Below are 17,367 nucleotides of genomic sequence, written 5' to 3'. Positions count from 1 at the left end.
CGGAATAACTCGTCTAGGAAGCCGTTGGGCACGGCCTAGATGCGCAGCTGAGAGAGAACGGACAGGTCCGGGGGCGCTCGGTTCACTGTCCCGGCGGCCTTGGGCCCGGTAGCGACACCGACAGGCACAGCGAGACCCCACGGCACCGGGGTCTCCATCGGTGGCGGCAGCTTCACGACCTCGAAGCTCGCGGTCGCGCAGTGCTGCATGGTCATGCCGGCGCAGGGCGGGCTGTCGGCACTGCTCTTCGTCGGAACGGCGGCCGTCGTCGGCTCTGCGGCCTGCGCTGCGGCGCTGCCGTGCCCATGCCCGGACATGGCCGTCGCCGGTGCGGCATGGCTGTCCGACATCGCCATGCCGGGCGTCATCACGTGTGCGGCGGAGGAAGGGTTCGAGCCGATCGCTGCGCCGGCGGTCTCGTGGTGAATCAGTACGGCGAGTGCCGCGAGGAGAGCGATGACGGCAGCACGCGCCCAGCGGCCGGCGCCGTGCGAGGCGTGGATCCGCGGGGCCCAGGCTCCCGGTGCTGTCATCGCTTCCCTCAAAGTTCCCGGTGAGACGACTGGCCGCCAATATACCCGTAGGGGGTAAGCCGCACTCCCGGAACAGCCTCTGTCGCACCCCTCAGTGGTGGCCCCCTCGCCCCCTCACGCCTGAGGCACGGACACCGCGCCCGGCGCGATACGGCTCTCGCTCTGCGCCCGCTGCTTCCGCTGCCCGAATGGACTGACGCCCCGCGGCTTGTACACCGCAAGGACCATGGCGAGCAGCAGCACGACCAGCGCCAGTACGGAGTGCAGCACAGGTGAGAAGTTGCGCACCGAGGACAGCTCGACCTCCGGGTCGGCTGCCATGTGCGCCATCGACCTGAAGGTCCCCATGTAGATCAGCAGTACGACGGTGGCAACCACGTTGATCAGGAGTTTGAACAGGACCCAGTAGTGCCGGAAGAGGCCCCAGGGCGTACCCAGCGACTGGATGATGCCGGTGAGCAGCGCGGCGAAGGCCAGGGGGAGAAGGGCGTACCAGGCGGCCGGCTCCATCACGAGGTAGACCCCGCGTACCGTCGCCGGGTCCTGGCTGGTCAGGCCGATCACCGACAGAGCGAGAAAGGCAAGGACCGCGCCGAGCCAGCCGACCGAGGACGTGACGTGCACGATGAGAGCCAGCTTGCGCAGGCGAGGCGGCATCGTCATCCGGTGCCTCCTGTGGCCGGACCGGTGGTTGCAGTGACGCCGCCGAGCGGAGCCTGTCCGCCGAGGTGACGGCCCGGACCGTGGTTGCCCGGGATCAGCAGCATGACCACGACGAGAAGGGCCACGACCAGCGTGACGAGCCCGGACACCTTCACCCAGCGCGGCACTCCCCCACTCGGGCCGCTGACGGAAGACTCAGCGGTCTTGTCGCGAGCGTCCGGCTCCTGAGACGGATCCACCATGACGGGTTCTCCTTGTTCTCGCCCAGGCCTGGGCGGCGTGCCGTGCGAACGACCCCAGATTTATCGATACACATTGTCGCCATCAAACCATAGTGCCGCATGATCGGCATCGCGTACGCTTTCCGCGTGCCGAAGCTGTGGAACGAGACGATCGAGGCGCACCGCCGGGACGTGCGCGACGCCATCCTGGACAGCACCGCCGCCCTGGCGACTGAGAAGGGCCCGCTGTCGGTGACGATGTCTCAGATTGCGGAGAAGGTTGGTATCGGGCGGGCCACACTGTACAAGTACTTCCCGGACGTCGAAGCGATCCTGCACGCCTGGCACGCGCGCGAGATCGCCGGTCACCTCGACCAACTGACGGGAGTCCGGGACCGCACCGAAGGACCCGGTGCCCGCCTCGAAGCGGTGCTGGAGGCCTACGCCCTCATCACCCACGAATCGCACGGCCACCACGACACGGACCTCGGCGCGTTCCTGCACCAGGACAGTGGCAACCACCTTGCCCACGCGCACCAGCACCTTCACCACATGGTTCAAGAGCTGGTGACCGAGGCAGCACGGGCCGGCGACGTCAGGGACGACATCCCGTCGGCGGAGCTCACGCGCTATTGCCTCAGCGCCCTCGCCGCAGCACGAACCCTGCCGTCCGAGGCCGCCGTGCGGCGCCTGGTCACGGTCACCCTGGCAGGCGTGCGCCCTCCCCAGCACTGAGGCCCCCAGGGAAACTCCCTTCCGCTGAACGCCTCTTGGCTTCGCTACGTACTAAGGGCATCCGTAGATAGCAGCCAGAGGACGACGCACGTCGACGTGCTCGCGCATACGGCGCGGGCGATTGCCGGTCGACGCGGAGGGCACCAATGGGAAGTCCCGCTATGGCCTGGACGCTGGCGGCGGTGGCCGCACTCGTGGCCGTCGTGAGCGCAGCCCGACTGGCCGCTGCCGACAGCGGAGAGGCCCGGTTCGCCGCCGGAGGCGACGTCCTCATGGCCGGCGGCATGGCCGCGATGTTCCTGCCCGCGATGGCCGCCAGTTTCGGGAACCACAGCCTGTGGTGGGTGGCGGGGTTCGCCGCCGTCGGCCTCGGCAGCGTGGGCCTGGCCATACGCCACGCTCGGCTGCACGGCTGGCGGCACGGCCGCCGCTGGGCGCATCACATCATCGGCAGTGCCGCCATGGTCATCATGACGCTGGCCATGCCGGGCAGCGACTCCGGGCCGGTCCTGGCACTGGGCGGGCACTCGATAGCCGGTACGGGGCACGGGCACGGATCCGCCGGGACGACCCACGGCCACGAGATGGCGGGCATGGCCGGGGACGCGGGCAGCACTGGCCACTCCTCGGGGATGACTGCCCACGACATGACGACCGGCGCCACCGAAAGCGCCGCCGCGGGAGGATCGGCCTCTGCGTGGCGTGTGGTATTGATCGCTCTGGCCCTGTACTTCCTGCTCTCGATCGTCGCGTCCGTATGGGCGCGGCTCCGCGGCACCGAAGAGCGGGCAGGTGCGGGCCGCGGTGCAGGCAGGGGACGCTGGGCACGGAGACTTCTCGCCCTGCCCGACGCGATCGTGGTGTTCGTCGCATCCCTAGCCCTCTCCGTCTGGGACACGGCCCGGCTGGGAGGGACCAAACGCCGGGCACATGCGGCAGGGGGAAACCGGAGCCGCCGTCGCCCTCCCGGCACATCACCGGGCGCGGCCCTGACGGCCCACATCGGCATGGGCGGCACCATGTGCACCATGCTCGTCATGATGGCCGCCTGACCGCCCGTCGCGGGTCAGTGGCCGCCACTCAACGCAACAGCCAAGCGCTTCTTGAACGTCTTACCGCCGTCCTTCGACTCGAACACCCCGGTCTGAGTGGCGGCAAGGACATGCTCTGCGCCGACAGCCGTAAGCGCCTGCGGCTGGCCACCCGGCACGGTGGCGACCTTCTTCCACGTGGTGCCGCCATCCGTACTGCGGCTCAGGCCACCAGAGGTGTCGATGCCGTAGAGGCCGTCCTTCGCGGTCCAGGACAGGAAGGCCATCACCGGCTCCTTCCCCCGGGCGAAGGTTTTCCCGCCGTCGCTGCTGCGGGCGACGCCCTCGGCCGTGGTGGCCAGGATGACGCCAGGGTCTGTGGGGCTGACTGCTATGTCCAGGGCTTCGAGCCGCGCCCCGTCCTTCCAGGAGACGCCGTCCTTGGTCGTGCGCACCAGGCCGTTGGTGGAGTCGTAGCCGTAGACGGTGCCGTGGACGAAGTCCAGGGCGTGGAAGTCGGACTCGCTGGACAAGGACAGGGACTTCCAGGTCTTGCCCGCGTCGGTGCTCTTGATGAGCCCTTTGTTGCCGCCGGAGGTCGGGTGGCCGCTGGCGTAGAACGTCTTGTCACCGGCCACGGTGAAGCCCATGAAGTCGTCCTTGCTGTCGCCCACCACCTCGGGCTTCCCCTTTGCGTCGGGCGTGTAGACGCCTTCGTGGGTGGCGACGTAGAGACGCTGGTCGGCCGGGTCCAGTCCGAGACCGTGGATGTGGCTCATGGTCGTCCCGGAAGCGGCGGACGAGCCGGTCGATTCTGCGCTGTCTCCGCTGTCGGAGCATGCGGCCAGGGTGAGGGTGAGAGCCAGGGCAGTGGCTGCCACTACGGCGGGGCGCTTGTTCATGATTCCTCGGGGTGCGTACGGGAGCGACGACCGCCGCAGCGGTCAGCCGGCATAGGGAGATGACCGCCCGGGCTCCTCAGGTGCGTGCCTCGGAACCCTGGGCGGTCAGTGGGTGATGCTCAGAGCCGGTCGAGGATCTTCTCGAACTTTTCGACCTCGGCGGACTGGGTTTTCACGACGTCGGCGGCGAGCTTCTTGGCCGTGGCGTTACGGCCGTTCTTCTGCTCGTCCTCCGCCATGGTGATCGCGCCCTTGTGGTGCTCGGTCATCATCTCCGCGAACATCCGGTCGAACTCGGTGCTCTTGGCGGTCTCAAGCTTCTGCATGTCCTCGTCGGACATCATTCCGGACATCCCAGACTCGTGGTCCATGCCGGGCATGCCCTCCTCAGCGGACTCCGGCTTGCCCCAGGCCTTCAGCCAGGACTTCATGGTCTGGATCTCGGGGTCCTGGGCCTTCTCGATGTCCGCGGCCAGGGTCTTGCTCTCCACGTCGGAGGCCCGGCCGTCCGCGAGCTTGGCCATCTCCAGGGCCTGCTCGTGGTGCGGGATCATCATCTGCGCGAACGTGACGTCCGCGTCGTTGAACGCGCCGGGCGCCGGGTTGTCACCCGCCGTCTGGCTGGACGTGGCGGAAGCGGAGTTGCCGCTCCCGTGGTCCATGCCCTCCATGTCGTCCCCGCCGCAGGCGGCGAGGAGCAGCCCGCCCGCCGTGATGGCGCCCACCATCGTGAGACGGCGGCGGAGGCGACGGCTCTGGGCGTGCTTGTCGGCAGTCATGTGCGAATACCTCTTGTGGTCAGTTCTGTCTGTGTGGGGGCATGCGCGTCTGGCGCGGGCAGCACTGAATGGGCCGCGCGACGGGTCGGCCTATATCCGCAGAACTGACAACCGAGAGAGGAGCGGTCTTGGCGGCGGAATGCTGGGGCGCGCCTGAACCATCGATCGAGCGATAAGAGCGGTCAACCGCGCCTGCCGACCGGCCACCGCCGCACGCAGGAACAGCCCGAGCAGCCACACGGTGAGCACCGCAACACACACGGACATCACGTCCGTGCCGCTCGGCATCTCGTGCACCGGCAGTGTGGCAGCCGGCGCCGCGCTCCCGTGCTCGGCCATCGCCTCGGTCTGGGCCGGGGCCTCAGCGGCTGCGGCCTCTCGGGCCATGCCGCCCTGGTACGCACTTGCCACAGCAGGGATGGTGCCGCTCATGCCGTGCCCGGACGACTCTTCCGGGTGGCCCATCGTGTGCATGGCGAACACGCCCAGCGAGAGCACGACGACCAGCAGCAGGTGCCCGAAGGCCCCACCTGCGCGCAGTCGCCCGCTCATACTCAGCCTGCCCTCCGTACTCGACCGTCCGCGATACTACTAAGTGACTTGGCGCTGGGGCGCCGCCACTCAGGTCTCGGGTCGAGGCCTGGCCCATCCCCTGCTCGTCGACGTCGAGACACGTCGTCCGGTGGATCTCCTGCCTGGCCAGCCACGACCTGGGAGTGAGAGGCTGCGGACGCGCCGAAGGGCGGTGTGGCGCCGCGGGAAGCGCCGTTCCATGTGGGGCGTCGGTGCCGGTGTTGCAGTCGCTGCTCCGGTTGCCGCCTCGGCTCGCGTACAGCGGTTCAGGTGTCCGGGATCAGCTCGTGCCGAGCATCTTCCGCATTTGGGTGATCTCCGCGGTCTGGGCGGTGATGATGTCGTCGGCGAGGTCCTTGGCTGGGGCGTAGGCGCCTTGCTTCTTCTCGGTCTCGGCCATCTCGATAGCGCCTTCGTGGTGTTCGATCATCATGGTCAGGAACATGGTGTCGAATGCCTTGCCGGAGGCGTCTCGCATGTCGTCCATCTGCTGGTTGTCCATCATGCCGGGCATGGACGAGGGGTCGCCGTGATCCATGCCGTCCATTCCGTCCATGCCTTGCGGGACGTTCTCGCCCCAGGCCGTCAGCCAGGCGGACATGGTCTTGATCTCCGGGTCCTGCGCCTTTTTGATCTGTGCGGCGAGGGCCTTGACGTTGCTGGAGGAGGCCCGGGTCTCGGCCATGTCGGCCATGACGATGGCCTGACGGTGGTGCGGGATCATCCCTTGGGCGAAGGTGACGTCGGCCTGGTTGTGCTCGCCTGCAGGGACGGAAGCGGATGTGGTGGGGCTGGGCGAGGTGACGGCCGTGCCGGTGTCGCCGTTGCCGCCGCAGGCGGCCAGGACGAGCGCGGCGGCCGCTGCCGTGGCGGCCAGGGTGGTACGGCGAGTGAGGGAAGCGTTCGCGTTCATGGGGGGGGAGCTCCTGGGATCGGAAGGGGATCAGGGCATACCTGGACGCGGCGACAGGCCCGTGCATGAGGCGGCGTGCCGCGGGGCGTTTCCTATATCCGCAGGAGTTGGAGTTCGGCGAGCGAGGGCGGCGCGCGTTCGCCTGCGGGCTGGTACGGCACCGGGGTGAGGGGCTGTGCTGCCGTGGCGATACCGCTGGGTACCGAGGCGGCCAGGGCCGGGATCACGGCGGGGCCGGGGATCGCCCCCGCGGCGCACATCTGGTCCGCGTGGCTTGCGTGCCGATCTGCGCTGCCGCAGTCATCGGTATGGCACGCGTACGACTGATCTGCATCAGCCACCATCTGGCGCGAGGCATGCGACCCGGTGTGTCCGGAGGGGGCCTGGCTCGCGAACGTCAGGCCGTGCATGCCCACAAGCGCGACGAGCACCGTGAGCACCAGCAGCGCCCGCAGCCGCAGCGTCGGCTGCGGGCGCGAAGACGACGTCGGCGTGCTCGGGCTCACAGCGTCATCGTAGGCGCGGCCGGGGCCAGGTGCGCGGGCTTGCAGCCGTGGTCTCAGCGCACGGTGAGGGTGCCTTTCATGTTCGGGTGGATGGTGCAGAGGTAGGAGTAGCTGCCGGCCTTGGACGGAGCGGTGAAGGTGACTGTTGCGCCGCCTGTGATGTTGCCGGTGTCGAACGTCGTCTTGTCCCCGGTGGCGGTCACGGTGTGTGGGTCCGAGTCGCGGTTTACGACGGTGATCTTCGCTCCGGGGCGTACCTGAAGATCCGCCGGGCTGAAGGTGAAGTTCTCGATCACGATGCGCGCCGTGCCGGTTCCGTCGCTGGTTGCGGCGGATGAGGGGCTGGTGGCGGGGGCGGTGCCGTTGCCGCCATTTGAGCAGCCGGCCAGGGCGAGCAGGGTGAACACTCCTGCCACGGCGCGAGCGGCGCGGCCCCGGCGCGGAGAGGTGGGTGACATGCGGGGCGGACCTTTCGGGCGAGGGCTGTGGGGTCAGAGCGCGGCCGTCGGTGGGCCATCGCACTCAGGTTCGCCGCCCGGGGCGGCGCTCGCCATGGCGGTACGGCCGTCCGCGTCGCCTGTTCGCCTGAAAGCCGGCGTGGAGCCCGGCGCAGTACGGGCGCGGGTACGGGAGTCAGCGGGGTGCAGTGGCGGCGTGGCGGAACAGGAGGGCCGCAGCGGTGGTGAGGGCGGCCAGCCAGGCGATGCCGAGGAGCAGGGCGCCGGTTTCGTCGAAGGTGGGAGTGAGGGCTGCGTCGATGAGGACGCGGCCGGGGCCGTAGCCGGGCAGGGCGTGGGCCCAGGTTGGGGGCTGAGGTTGCAGCATCGGGCTCTGTTCGATACCGATGTCGAGGAAGGGCACCAGGAAGGCGATGAGGACGCCGCCGACGCGGCCGAAGATCGGGCCGATCAGGACGCCGATCAGGGCGTAGGTGAGGGCGATGAGGGTGTTGGAGGCGATGTAGAGGCCCCACTGGCGGGCCTCGAACACGGTTGCGGTGACGGCGAGGGAGGCGGCGGTCGCGAGCAGCGCCAGCAGGCTGACGACGGCCAGCCGGGAGGCGAGCAGGCTGCCGGGACGGAAGCCTGCCAGGGCCAGGCGCTGGTCGGCGGAACGGGCGCCCAGGACGGTGAACAGTCCGGCGAGGGTGGCCAGTGAGGCGATGGCGATCGGGGCCATGGTGCCGCCGTGGACGTCGGGAAGCCAGACCTGTTGAGAGAAGGCGCGGCCGTGCTCGCGCACCGTCATGGAAGTGAACTCGTCGGGGGTGGTGGCCACCGCGAGGAGGACGAAGACCACGGGTACGGCGATAAGCAGCGCCCACAGCACGCGGTTGCGTCCCGTCTCCCGCAGGCCCATCCGCACGCCTGCCGCCACCTGGTCGACGGCCGAGCCGGGTCGGGCATGGCGGCGGGGCCGGGCGACGCGGCTGGTGGCGATGATCACCGTCCAGCCGACGGCGGTCGCAACGACAACCCAGGCCAGGGCCCAGCCGAGATCGCCGATCCGGCCCGCGTGGTGGGAAGGCAGGTCGATCATCCACAGGGTCACGAAGTGGGTCGGCAGGACGCGGGTCACCGGCCGGTCCGCCGCGCCGATCGCGGGACCGAAGAACACATCCAGGATCCACACGAACAGCACCAGCACGGTGCCGTTGACCGGGTTCGCGACCAGGACGCCGATCAGTGCACCGATCGCCAGGTAGATCACCGCGAACATCAGCGTCCCGGCCAATACCCGCCCCGGATCGTCCCCGAGTCCGGTCCGCAATTGAAGGGCCAGCAGGGCAGCCGCGGCGGCCAGCAGTGCCAGTGCCAGGCCGGTGGTCGTACGGGCGGCGACCAGACGGGAGGGGGCCAGTCCGGCCAGGACCAGGCGGCGGTCGGCCGCGCGGGCGCCGCGCATCTGGAAGTACATGGCGATCGCGGCGATGAAGGAGGCGGCCCACCCGGCGGTGGCGGTCTGCACTGCGGGACCGCCGGGGCCGCCGAGCAGCTCGGCGGCATCCGCCATCGGTCCGGCGGCCACGACCACGAACACCACCGGCACGAGGACCAGCACGAGCAGGTTGACCGGGGTCCGGGCGGCCTCGATGAGGAACCTGCGGGTGAACGGCGCGGCGGTCACCGTGGCACCGCCCGCCCGTCCCGCAGCTGAACGATTCGGTCGAAACGCTCCTGGTCAGTCACGAAGTGACTGATGATCAGCACGGAGCGGCCCGCCTGGCGGCGCTGGCCGACCAGGTCCCAGAACTTGAGGTAGGTGTCGAAGTCGAAGCCTGCGTACGGCTCGTCCAGCAGCAGCACCTCGGGGTCGGCCAGCAGCGCCAGGCCCAGGTTCAGCTTGGACAGGGTCCCGCCGGACAGTTGGTCCGCGCGGGTGGCGGCGTAGCGTTCGAAGCCGAGCGAGGTGTAGATGTCCTTGCGCGAGCGTCGCTCCGCCTCTTGGGGCAGGCGGTAAGCGCGGCCGAAGAGCTCGAAGTGCTCGTCGCAGGTGAGGCGTTCATAGACGATCGGCTCCTGCGGGCAGTAACCCAGCCGCCCGCTGCGGGTAACGGTGCCGGCGTCCGCGGCCAGCGCGCCGACCAGGATTTTCATCAGGGTGCTCTTGCCGGAGCCGTTCTCCCCGACCAGGCCGACCACTTCGCCGGGGGCCAGGGTGAGGTCCACGCCCTTAAGTACCGGTATCCGGTGCGAGGCCGGCCACAGGCCACGCCGGTAGGTCTTCTCGACCCCGGTTGCCTCCAGGGCCGCGCGGTCGGCGCTCTGCCGGGCGGGTTCGATCACGCTGGTGTGCGGTGCATCGGTCGGCTTGGGACCGCTGTTCCGTGTTTCCCGCCGCTCCCGGCCGCTCACGGCCCGCTCCCGGCCCGGGATGCCGTCCCGTGCGTGCGGCGGCAGGTCGCGAAGGGTGTCAGCGTAGGCGTAGACCAAAGCGGCAACGATGCTGGTGGCGCCCCACAGACCCCAGGCTGCCGCGGACGCGTCAGCGGCAAGGAGCGCGGGAAGGGGAAGCAGACCGGCCGCGAGGAGGACGGGGGCGGCGCGGTGGATGAAGCGGACCAGGTGCGCGGCGTCGCGCCTGTGGCGCCGGGTGAGATGCACCGCGCACACGGCGGTGGCCAGGTCGCCGAGGACGATCAGAGTCCAGACGAGGGCTTCCATGCCAGGTCACCTCCGCGTGGCTCGTGAGTCGGGTCCACGTGCGGACCCGGGAGTGCTGGGGGTGCCGTGCTTCGTGGCGGGCGGCGTCCTGTGGGGCCGCCTGGGCCAGAAGGCGGGGGTGCCGGCGGCGTAGACGGTCCACTGCTCGCCGAACCGGTCTGCGACCTCGCGTTCCTCGCTGCGGGCGAGGCGGGCGTACACGTACACCAGGACCGGGAACATGATCAGGGTGGGGATGGTGGGCCACTGCAGCAGGAACCCGATCATGATGAGGAGGAAGCCGTCGTACTGCGGGTGGCGCACCCAGGAGTAGGGGCCGGTGGTGGCGAGGTGGTCGTGCTGGGCGGCCTCGTGCAAAACCTTCCAGGCGGCGGCGATCAGCCAGAAGCCGACGCCGATGGCGACGTAGCTGGCGAGGTGGAAGGGGCTCAGGTGCGGATCGCCCTGCCAGCCGGTCAGGTCGTTCCACAGGTGACCGCCGGCGTGGGTGTCCTTGAGCAGCGGGAACTGGTTGCCGAGCCAGCCGCCCAGCAGGTAGATGGTCAGCGGGGTGCCGTACATCTCGGTGAACAACGCCACCAGGAAGGCGCTGTAGGCGCCCATCGCTCGCCAGTCCCGCTTGCTTTTCGGGTGGAAGAAGCTCGCGGCGAAGACGATGAACAGCAGGGTGTTGAGCACCACCAGCGGCCACAGGCCGTATGCGGCATCCGCCATCACGTCCTCCTCGTCGAGGCTGTGCGATTGGTGACTGGTCTGCGTCGGCCGCGGGCGAGGCCGCTCATCCGGTGCTGGTAGGTGGCCTCGTCAATACGGCCGTGCAGGCGCAGGCCGACGCACCATCGCTCAGCGTCTTCCAGAGCGGCGCGCCGACTCCGAAGGCGTGCCAGAGGAGGGCAGCGGGGCTCGTTCGGCGTGATCAGGCGCGCGATGTCGTAGATCACGCCCGCCAGGATCAGCGTGCCGATCGAAATGGCTATCACGGCGCTCATGGCGTTCTCCTCGCCATGCCGTCGAGGCGGGGATCCGGCCGGTTACAGCCGGCCTCCGGGGTGCTGGTGGTGGTCGTGCTTGCGCAGCGAATCGCTGTCGTCGGTGTGCTGGTCACCACCGCCGTGGCCGCCGTGCATGCCGCGCATCATGAAGAACATCATCAGCGGGCAGGCGACGACGATGGCGAGGAGGGCGAGGCTGCCCAGGGGCATGCCGAGCACCAGGGCGCCGACGAAGGCGATGGCGACGGCGATCGCGTACAGGCCGTAATTCCGGTTGTTCCTCATGGCGGGGCCTCCGCCTTGGGAGGGCGGGTCAGTGTTTGGTGAGAGGGCCCGAAGAGCGCAGGGCCGTCAGGCGTCGCTGGTACTCCTCCTCGTTGATCTCGCCGCGGGCGAACCGCTCGGCGAGCAACTGTTCGGGCGAGGGACTGGCCGGGCTGTGAGTGTGCTCGTGGGGGCGGCCCAGGGCCCTAAAGAGCAGGACGGCGGCGGTGATGATCAACGCCCAGAACAGGATCATGCCGGCCGACATCGCGAACCAGCCCCATCCGCTGACGTCGTGGTCGTACCAGAACATCATCACCATCACGTCCCCAGGTCACCCGGGCGGCGGGCGCAGGGCCCGCGTTGTCCGGCCTCGTTCTTGTGTTGCTTCCAGGGTCCTCCCGTTCTGGCTTGAGGGCCCAGGGTCCACTGGTCCCGGGCGGGGGTCCGGTCAGCCCCTACCTGGTTGGGGTAGCCGCGAGCGAGGCTGGAGGGAGTGAACACGCAGGGAGGCCGATCTGCCATGGATGTTGCCGATGTCGTCGTGGTGGTCTCTGCGGCGGTGCTGATCGCGGGTCTGGGCTGGTTCTTCTTCGGTCCGCGCAGGGCCCGCACCGCGCTGATCGAGGGCGGGATGCAGCGGGTGGAGGTGACCGTGCGGGGCGGCTACAGCCCCGACGTCATCAAGGTCCGCCAAGGGGTGCCGGTGGAACTGGTCTTCGACCGGCAGGAGAGCGGGGAGTGCACCTCCCGGGTGGTCTTCCCCGACCTGCGGGTCAGCGCCGGGCTCCCGGCGTACACGCGTACCACCGTGCACCTCAGCCCGGATCAGGCTGGTTCGTTCGGCTTCGCATGCGGGATGAACATGATCCACGGCACGCTACTGGTCGAACCGGCAGACGGTTCCGGCGCCCCGGAGACCGCCTCGGACGGTGAAGGCCGGACAGCGGCTGCCACCACGACTGCTCCTGCTGGGCCGGCGACCAGTTTGCCGGGCGGCGAGGCCGCGGCAGCCGAGGCGGAGGCCGCGGAGTCCGCCGAGCGGCTCGCGGAGATCGCCGACCTCACCCGGCGGGTCGCCCTCGGCGCGGTGCTGACCGCCCCGGTGCTCTTCGCCGTCATGGCGCACGAGCTCTTCGGCGCCGACTGGGTGCCGGGCTGGCTGCTGAACCACTGGCTGCAACTCGTGCTGATCACTCCGGTGATGCTCTATACCGGCTGGCCGATCCACTCCACCGGCTGGCTCACCTTGCGCCACCGCGGCGCGGACATGAACTCCCTGATCACGCTGGGTACCACGGCCGCGTACGGATACAGCCTGGTCGTCACGCTCGCCCCCACCCTGCTGCCCGAGAACGTGCGCGAGGTGTACTTCGAAGCGGTCGGGGTGATCCTCACTCTGATCCTGCTCGGCAGGCTGTTGGAGGCGCGCGCCAAGGCCGGCACCGGCGAGGCCATCCGCGCGCTGCTCGGGCTGCAGGCCCGCACCGCCCGCGTGATCCGTGACGGCACCGAGACCGAGATCCCGGTGGAGGACGTCGCGGTCGGCGACGAGGTGCTGATCCGGCCCGGGGAGAAGGTGCCGGTCGACGCGGAGGTGTTGTCGGGTTCCTCAGCGGTGGACGAGTCCATGGTCACCGGCGAACCCATGCCGGTCACCAAACGCGCCGCGGACACGGTCATCGGCGCCACCGTCAACGGAACCGGATCCCTGCGGGTACGCGCGAGCAAGGTCGGCGCCGACACCATGCTCGCGCAGATCGTCCGCCTGGTGCAGCAGGCCCAGGCGTCCAAGGCGCCCATCCAGCGGCTCGCCGACGCGGTCTCCGCCTACTTCGTGCCCGCCGTCATCGCCATCGCCATCGCCACCTTCGCGCTCTGGTACACGGTGGGACCGGCACCGGCACTCACCCTCGCGCTGGTCTCCGCAGTCGCCGTTCTGATCATCGCCTGCCCGTGCGCCCTGGGCCTGGCGACCCCGCTGTCGGTCATGGTCGGCACCGGCAAGGGCGCCCAGGCCGGCATCCTCATACGTTCCGCCGAAGCCCTGGAAACCGCCCACAAGCTGGACACCGTGGTGCTGGACAAGACAGGCACCGTCACCGCCGGGAAGCCCGTGCTCACCGACGTGCACACGGCCGAGGACTTCCAGGAGAACGAACTGCTGGCCTTGGTCGCAGCGGCCGAGGCGGACAGCGAGCACCCGCTCGCGGCGGCGATCGTCACCGGGGCCCGGGAACGCGGCCTCACCCCACGTGCGGCGGGCGGCTTCGAGTCGGTCACCGGCAAGGGCGTACAGGCCACCGTCGACGGCCGCGCCGTCCTGGTCGGCACCGCCCGGCTGCTCTCCGACGCCGGCATCAATACCACCGCGCTGGCCCCGGTCGCGGCCGAGCTGTCCTCCCAGGGCAAGACTGCCGTACTCGCGGCTGTCGACGGCCGCGCGGCCGGAGTGCTCGCCGTCGCCGACACCGTCAAGGACGACTCCACCCAGGCCATTGCAGCCCTGCAAAGGCTCGGCCTCGACGTGGTCATGCTCACCGGCGACAACGCCCGGACCGCCGCCGCGATCGCCGCACAGGTCGGCGTGGACCGGGTGCTGGCCGAGGTGCTGCCCGAGCACAAGGCGGACGAGGTCCGCCGCCTGCAGGGCGAGGGCCGCAGGGTGGGCATGGTCGGTGACGGCATCAACGACGCCCCGGCGCTGGCCGCCGCCGATGTCGGGCTGGCGATCGGCACCGGCACCGACGTGGCGATCGAGGCCGCCGACATCACCCTGATCTCCGGCTCCCTGACCGGTGTCGTCACCGCGATCCGGCTCTCGCGCGCCACGATGCGCAACATCCGGCAGAATCTGTTCTTCGCCCTGGTCTACAACGCCGTCGGCGTCCCCCTCGCCGCAGGCGCCCTGTTCCCGGTGTGGGGCATCCGCCTCAGCCCGATCATCGCCGCCGCCGCCATGGCCCTGTCCTCCTTGTCGGTGGTCACCAACGCCTCGCGCCTGCGGCGCTGGCACACCAGCCCGCTGCCGCCCTCCGCAGCGGCAGCGGTCGAACCAGGGGTCGAGCCGCGGACGGAGACACCGGCTGATCACGCGCCCCAGTCCGCCACGACACCGGAGGGCGAAGTGAGCGACAAGCGTCCCAGCCACGACCATCCACGCGAGTCCGCCACCGCTGTCACTGACCCGGTGTGCGGCATGCAGGTCACCCCGGAGACCGCGGCGGAGCGTCACGTGATGGACGGAGAGCGGTACTACTTCTGCTCCGCCGGATGCGCTGCCACCTTCTGCGCCGACCCGGACCGCTACCGGGCATCTGCTGCGCACGGCACGGCACAAGGAGATGAGACCAGGTGACCACCATCTCCGGCCCTGCAGGTACTCCGGATCCGGCACCGGGCGCGGCCCCGCACGGCTACGCCGACCACAAGTCCGACCATCTCGCCCGGCTGCACAAGATCGAGGGCCAGGTACGCGGGGTCACCCGCATGGTCGACGACGACCGGTACTGCATCGACGTCCTCACCCAGATCAGCGCCGTCACTCGAGCCCTGCAGGAAGTCGCACTCGGCCTGCTCGACGACCACGTGCGGCACTGCGTGACCGACGCCGCCCGCTCGGACCCGGCCGCGGGCGAGGCCAAGCTCGGCGAACTCGCCCTCGCCCTGCGCCGCACACTGCGCCTGTGACCGCCTCCGCGGCCCCAAGGCCGGACACACCCCACGGGGGTATATTGAGCGGGCGGCGAGCTCCTACCCACAGGGCTCGGAAAGGAGAAGTCCGGGTGGAGGCGATGGCGACACAGTCAGCCCGCGCGGGCGCCGTGCGCTGGGCGCGCGGCGTCGTCATCGCCCTGTGCGCCGCCCTGGCCGTACTGGTCCACCACGAGACCGCCGCGATCGCTGTCACCTCCGCGCCCTCCACCCCGCATGCCGGGCACGTCATGCCGGGCATGGCGTCCTCGCCCGCCGACGCGAAGCCGATGAGTTCCGCCGCCGGCCACACGGACGTGCCCGGCGCGAGTACGTCCGCGCACAGTTCTCCCGACAGCGCCTGCGCCACTGCGGGCATGCAGCACTGCACCACTGCGAGCGTCGAAGTGGTCAAGCTCGCTGTGCCACCGCAGGGGCTTGCCGGGCAGTCGGCAAACCCGTACCAGGCCCGATCCGGCCCGGTGTCCGCCGGGACGATCGGCCGCGCGCCACCCGACCTGTCGGTCCTCTCCCAGCTGCGCATCTAGGCCGCACCCACGGCACCCGTGTGCCGTCTCGCGTCCGCGACCCCACCTGCAGCTCGAACAAGAGGACTCACATTGTGAACAGCATCAACCGCCGCTCCGTCCTGCTCGCCGGACTCGGCGCCGCCGGCGCGGGCGCGCTCGCCGCCTGCAGCACCTCCGGCAGCACTCCCGCCCTGGTCAGCCCGTCCGGCTCTCAGGTCGTCCGCGTGGAGAAGAAGCGGGCCGGCACCGGCAGGGAGCAGAAGATCACCCTGACCGCCGTGCCCGCCATGCTCGACCTGGGCGGTGGCGTCCGGGCCAAGACCTGGACCTTCGACGGCCGCACGCCCGGCAAGGAGATCCGGCTTTCCGCCGGAGACACCCTGGCCGCTGAGCTGTCCAACCAGTTGCCGGGCAAGATCACCACCTCGATCCACTGGCACGGCATCGCGCTGCGCAACGACATGGACGGTGTGCCCCCGGCCACGCAGACCGCCGTCCGGGCCGGGTCCAACTTCACTTACCGGTTCGTCGCCGACGCCCCGGGCACGTACTTCTTCCACCCGCACGTCGGCGTCCAGCTCGACCGCGGGCTGTACGCCCCGCTGATCGTGGAGGACCCGCGCGAGCCGCTGGCGTACGACGACGAATGGGTCGTCGTTCTCGACGACTGGGTCGACGGCGTAGCGGGTACCCCCGACGAGGTCTTCGCCGAGCTCAGGCAGGGCATGGGCGGCATGGACATGGGCGGCGCCTCCGGCTCGGGCATGGAGGGCCACGACATGCACAGCATGGGGGACACGGGTGAGGACGCGGCGTCCCCGTCCCCGTCCTCCTCGTCGGGCGGAATGTCGTCGAGGTTCATGCTCATGGGCGCCGAGAGCGACCTGCTCGGCGGCGACGCCGGTGATGTGAAGTACCCGTACCACCTGGTCAACAGCCGCATCCCGGCCGACCCGGACGTCTACACCGGCAAGCCCGGCCGCAAGGTGCGCTTGCGGATCATCAACGCGGGCTCCGACACCGCCTACCGGGTCGCGCTCGGCGGCCACCGGCTGACCATCACCCACACCGACGGCTTCCCGGTCCAGCACCAGCAGGTGGACGCCCTGCTCATCGGTATGGGCGAACGCTACGACGTCCTGGTTACCCTCGGCGACGGCGTCTTCCCCCTGGTCGCCGCGGCCGAGGGCAAGAACACCGGCGGCATGGCTCTGGTCCGTACGGGTTCCGGCCGCGCACCGTCGGTGTCCGTACGGCCGAAGGAACTCAACGGCCTGATCATGACCGCCTCCCAGCTCCGCGCGGCCGACGACGTGCGCCTGAAGTCCGCCAGGACCGACGTCACGCACCAGATCAAGCTCACCGGCGGCATGATGCACTACAACTGGGCCATCAACGGCAAGCCCTTCGACATGGCCAACCCGGATGCGAACCCGATCCTGATGGAGGAGGGCCAGCGGGTGCGGCTGGACTTCGTCAACGACACCACCATGTGGCACCCGATGCACCTGCACGGCCACACCTACCAACTCGGCGACTCCGGTCCCCGTAAGGACACCGCGATCGTCCTGCCGAAGAAGAAGCTGTCCGTCTTCTTCGATGGCGACAACCCCGGCCAGTGGATGCTGCACTGCCACAACGCCTACCACGGCGAGGCCGGGATGATGGGAATCGTGGCTTACCGGGCGTGACCTCGGGTTGGGTGGCATGCGGAGTGCTTGCGTGCCATCCAACCGCCGTTGCCGGGGAACGTGACCAAGAGAAGAGATGCGAGCGCTGCCCGAGCTGTGGCGCCAGGCGCCCTGGAACCGCGAGAGGCAGGTCATCGGACCGGTGTGGGAGCGGACGCCCCTGCCGCCGGCCGGTCA

The 17,367-nt window shown here is 69.9% G+C and carries 21 protein-coding genes; 6 read left to right on the top strand and 15 right to left on the bottom strand.

Annotated features, from left to right (window positions below):
* Window positions 1–35: 35 nt before the first annotated feature.
* From AC5L3C_RS27190 to AC5L3C_RS27180, 3 genes are all read right to left on the bottom strand, one after another.
* Entirely contained in the window at window positions 36–533 is a 498-nt protein-coding gene (locus tag AC5L3C_RS27190; protein ID WP_493651443.1) for a hypothetical protein, read from the bottom strand.
* Window positions 534–647: 114 nt separating this feature from the next.
* Entirely contained in the window at window positions 648–1,196 is a 549-nt protein-coding gene (locus tag AC5L3C_RS27185; protein ID WP_344009680.1) for a hypothetical protein, read from the bottom strand.
* On the bottom strand, window positions 1,193–1,438 hold the full coding sequence (locus tag AC5L3C_RS27180) for a hypothetical protein (RefSeq protein ID WP_344009679.1): 246 nt from the start codon (window positions 1,436–1,438) through the stop codon (window positions 1,193–1,195). Before AC5L3C_RS27180 ends, AC5L3C_RS27185 begins: the two co-directional genes overlap by 4 nt.
* A 99-nt stretch (window positions 1,439–1,537) precedes the next feature.
* Here AC5L3C_RS27180 and AC5L3C_RS27175 point away from each other — a divergent pair, with 99 nt between their 5' ends.
* Both AC5L3C_RS27175 and AC5L3C_RS27170 read left to right on the top strand, forming a co-directional pair.
* A complete protein-coding gene (locus AC5L3C_RS27175) occupies window positions 1,538–2,152 on the top strand; it encodes a TetR/AcrR family transcriptional regulator (RefSeq protein ID WP_344009678.1) in 615 nt (204 codons plus the stop codon).
* Window positions 2,153–2,298: 146 nt separating this feature from the next.
* Window positions 2,299–3,204: a DUF5134 domain-containing protein gene (locus AC5L3C_RS27170; protein ID WP_344009676.1), complete on the top strand. Its 906-nt coding sequence runs from the start codon at window positions 2,299–2,301 to the stop codon at window positions 3,202–3,204.
* Window positions 3,205–3,218: 14 nt separating this feature from the next.
* Here the strand turns inward: AC5L3C_RS27170 and AC5L3C_RS27165 are convergent, their stop codons facing one another.
* The 12 genes from AC5L3C_RS27165 to AC5L3C_RS27110 form a co-directional block, all read right to left on the bottom strand.
* Window positions 3,219–4,085 carry a F510_1955 family glycosylhydrolase gene (locus tag AC5L3C_RS27165; RefSeq protein WP_344009674.1) on the bottom strand — a complete coding sequence of 289 codons (867 nt, stop codon included), beginning with the start codon at window positions 4,083–4,085 and terminating at the stop codon, window positions 3,219–3,221.
* A gap of 119 nt (window positions 4,086–4,204) precedes the next feature.
* A complete protein-coding gene (locus AC5L3C_RS27160) occupies window positions 4,205–4,864 on the bottom strand; it encodes a DUF305 domain-containing protein (protein WP_344009673.1) in 660 nt (219 codons plus the stop codon).
* 90 nt (window positions 4,865–4,954) lie between these two features.
* Window positions 4,955–5,416 carry a hypothetical protein gene (locus AC5L3C_RS27155; RefSeq protein ID WP_344009671.1) on the bottom strand — a complete coding sequence of 154 codons (462 nt, stop codon included), beginning with the start codon at window positions 5,414–5,416 and terminating at the stop codon, window positions 4,955–4,957.
* Window positions 5,417–5,717: 301 nt separating this feature from the next.
* Window positions 5,718–6,350: a DUF305 domain-containing protein gene (locus AC5L3C_RS27150; RefSeq protein WP_344009669.1), complete on the bottom strand. Its 633-nt coding sequence runs from the start codon at window positions 6,348–6,350 to the stop codon at window positions 5,718–5,720.
* A 92-nt stretch (window positions 6,351–6,442) separates the two neighbouring features.
* Window positions 6,443–6,856, bottom strand: a complete 414-nt coding sequence (locus AC5L3C_RS27145; RefSeq protein WP_344009668.1) for a DUF6153 family protein — start codon at window positions 6,854–6,856, stop codon at window positions 6,443–6,445.
* Between the two features lie 53 nt (window positions 6,857–6,909).
* Window positions 6,910–7,263, bottom strand: coding sequence for a cupredoxin domain-containing protein (locus tag AC5L3C_RS27140; protein WP_344009666.1), 354 nt, complete (start codon window positions 7,261–7,263; stop codon window positions 6,910–6,912).
* 226 nt (window positions 7,264–7,489) lie between these two features.
* A complete protein-coding gene (locus AC5L3C_RS27135) occupies window positions 7,490–8,983 on the bottom strand; it encodes an ABC transporter permease (protein WP_344009664.1) in 1,494 nt (497 codons plus the stop codon).
* Complete coding sequence (locus AC5L3C_RS27130) at window positions 8,980–10,020, bottom strand: ABC transporter ATP-binding protein (protein WP_344009662.1); 1,041 nt, start codon at window positions 10,018–10,020, stop codon at window positions 8,980–8,982. Before AC5L3C_RS27130 ends, AC5L3C_RS27135 begins: the two co-directional genes overlap by 4 nt.
* A gap of 6 nt (window positions 10,021–10,026) precedes the next feature.
* Complete coding sequence (locus AC5L3C_RS27125; RefSeq protein WP_344009660.1) at window positions 10,027–10,734, bottom strand: methyltransferase family protein; 708 nt, start codon at window positions 10,732–10,734, stop codon at window positions 10,027–10,029.
* A complete protein-coding gene (locus AC5L3C_RS27120) occupies window positions 10,734–11,009 on the bottom strand; it encodes a hypothetical protein (protein WP_344009658.1) in 276 nt (91 codons plus the stop codon). Before AC5L3C_RS27120 ends, AC5L3C_RS27125 begins: the two co-directional genes overlap by 1 nt.
* Window positions 11,010–11,051: 42 nt before the next feature.
* On the bottom strand, window positions 11,052–11,297 hold the full coding sequence (locus tag AC5L3C_RS27115; protein WP_344009656.1) for a DUF2933 domain-containing protein: 246 nt from the start codon (window positions 11,295–11,297) through the stop codon (window positions 11,052–11,054).
* A 28-nt stretch (window positions 11,298–11,325) separates the two neighbouring features.
* The gene (locus AC5L3C_RS27110) at window positions 11,326–11,592 is read right to left on the bottom strand and encodes an SHOCT domain-containing protein (protein WP_344009686.1); all 267 of its coding nucleotides are present in this window, start codon (window positions 11,590–11,592) and stop codon (window positions 11,326–11,328) included.
* Window positions 11,593–11,799: 207 nt separating this feature from the next.
* On the opposite strand from AC5L3C_RS27110, the gene AC5L3C_RS27105 reads away from it, so the two are divergent.
* The 4 genes from AC5L3C_RS27105 (at window position 11,800) to AC5L3C_RS27090 (ending at window position 17,190) form a co-directional block, all read left to right on the top strand.
* Window positions 11,800–14,634 (top strand): heavy metal translocating P-type ATPase, encoded by a 2,835-nt coding sequence (locus tag AC5L3C_RS27105; protein ID WP_493651438.1) that lies wholly within the window; start codon window positions 11,800–11,802, stop codon window positions 14,632–14,634.
* The gene (locus AC5L3C_RS27100) at window positions 14,631–14,966 is read left to right on the top strand and encodes a metal-sensitive transcriptional regulator (RefSeq protein WP_344009650.1); all 336 of its coding nucleotides are present in this window, start codon (window positions 14,631–14,633) and stop codon (window positions 14,964–14,966) included. Before AC5L3C_RS27105 ends, AC5L3C_RS27100 begins: the two co-directional genes overlap by 4 nt.
* A gap of 104 nt (window positions 14,967–15,070) precedes the next feature.
* Complete coding sequence (locus AC5L3C_RS27095; protein WP_344009648.1) at window positions 15,071–15,517, top strand: DUF6153 family protein; 447 nt, start codon at window positions 15,071–15,073, stop codon at window positions 15,515–15,517.
* Window positions 15,518–15,591: 74 nt separating this feature from the next.
* Window positions 15,592–17,190 carry a multicopper oxidase family protein gene (locus AC5L3C_RS27090; protein WP_344009645.1) on the top strand — a complete coding sequence of 533 codons (1,599 nt, stop codon included), beginning with the start codon at window positions 15,592–15,594 and terminating at the stop codon, window positions 17,188–17,190.
* Window positions 17,191–17,367: the final 177 nt, after the last annotated feature.

The sequence above is a fragment of the Streptomyces speibonae genome (assembly GCF_984686075.1).
The sequence above is the reverse complement of the archived record's forward strand: the minus strand, read 5'-3'. Positions and strand labels throughout refer to the sequence as shown.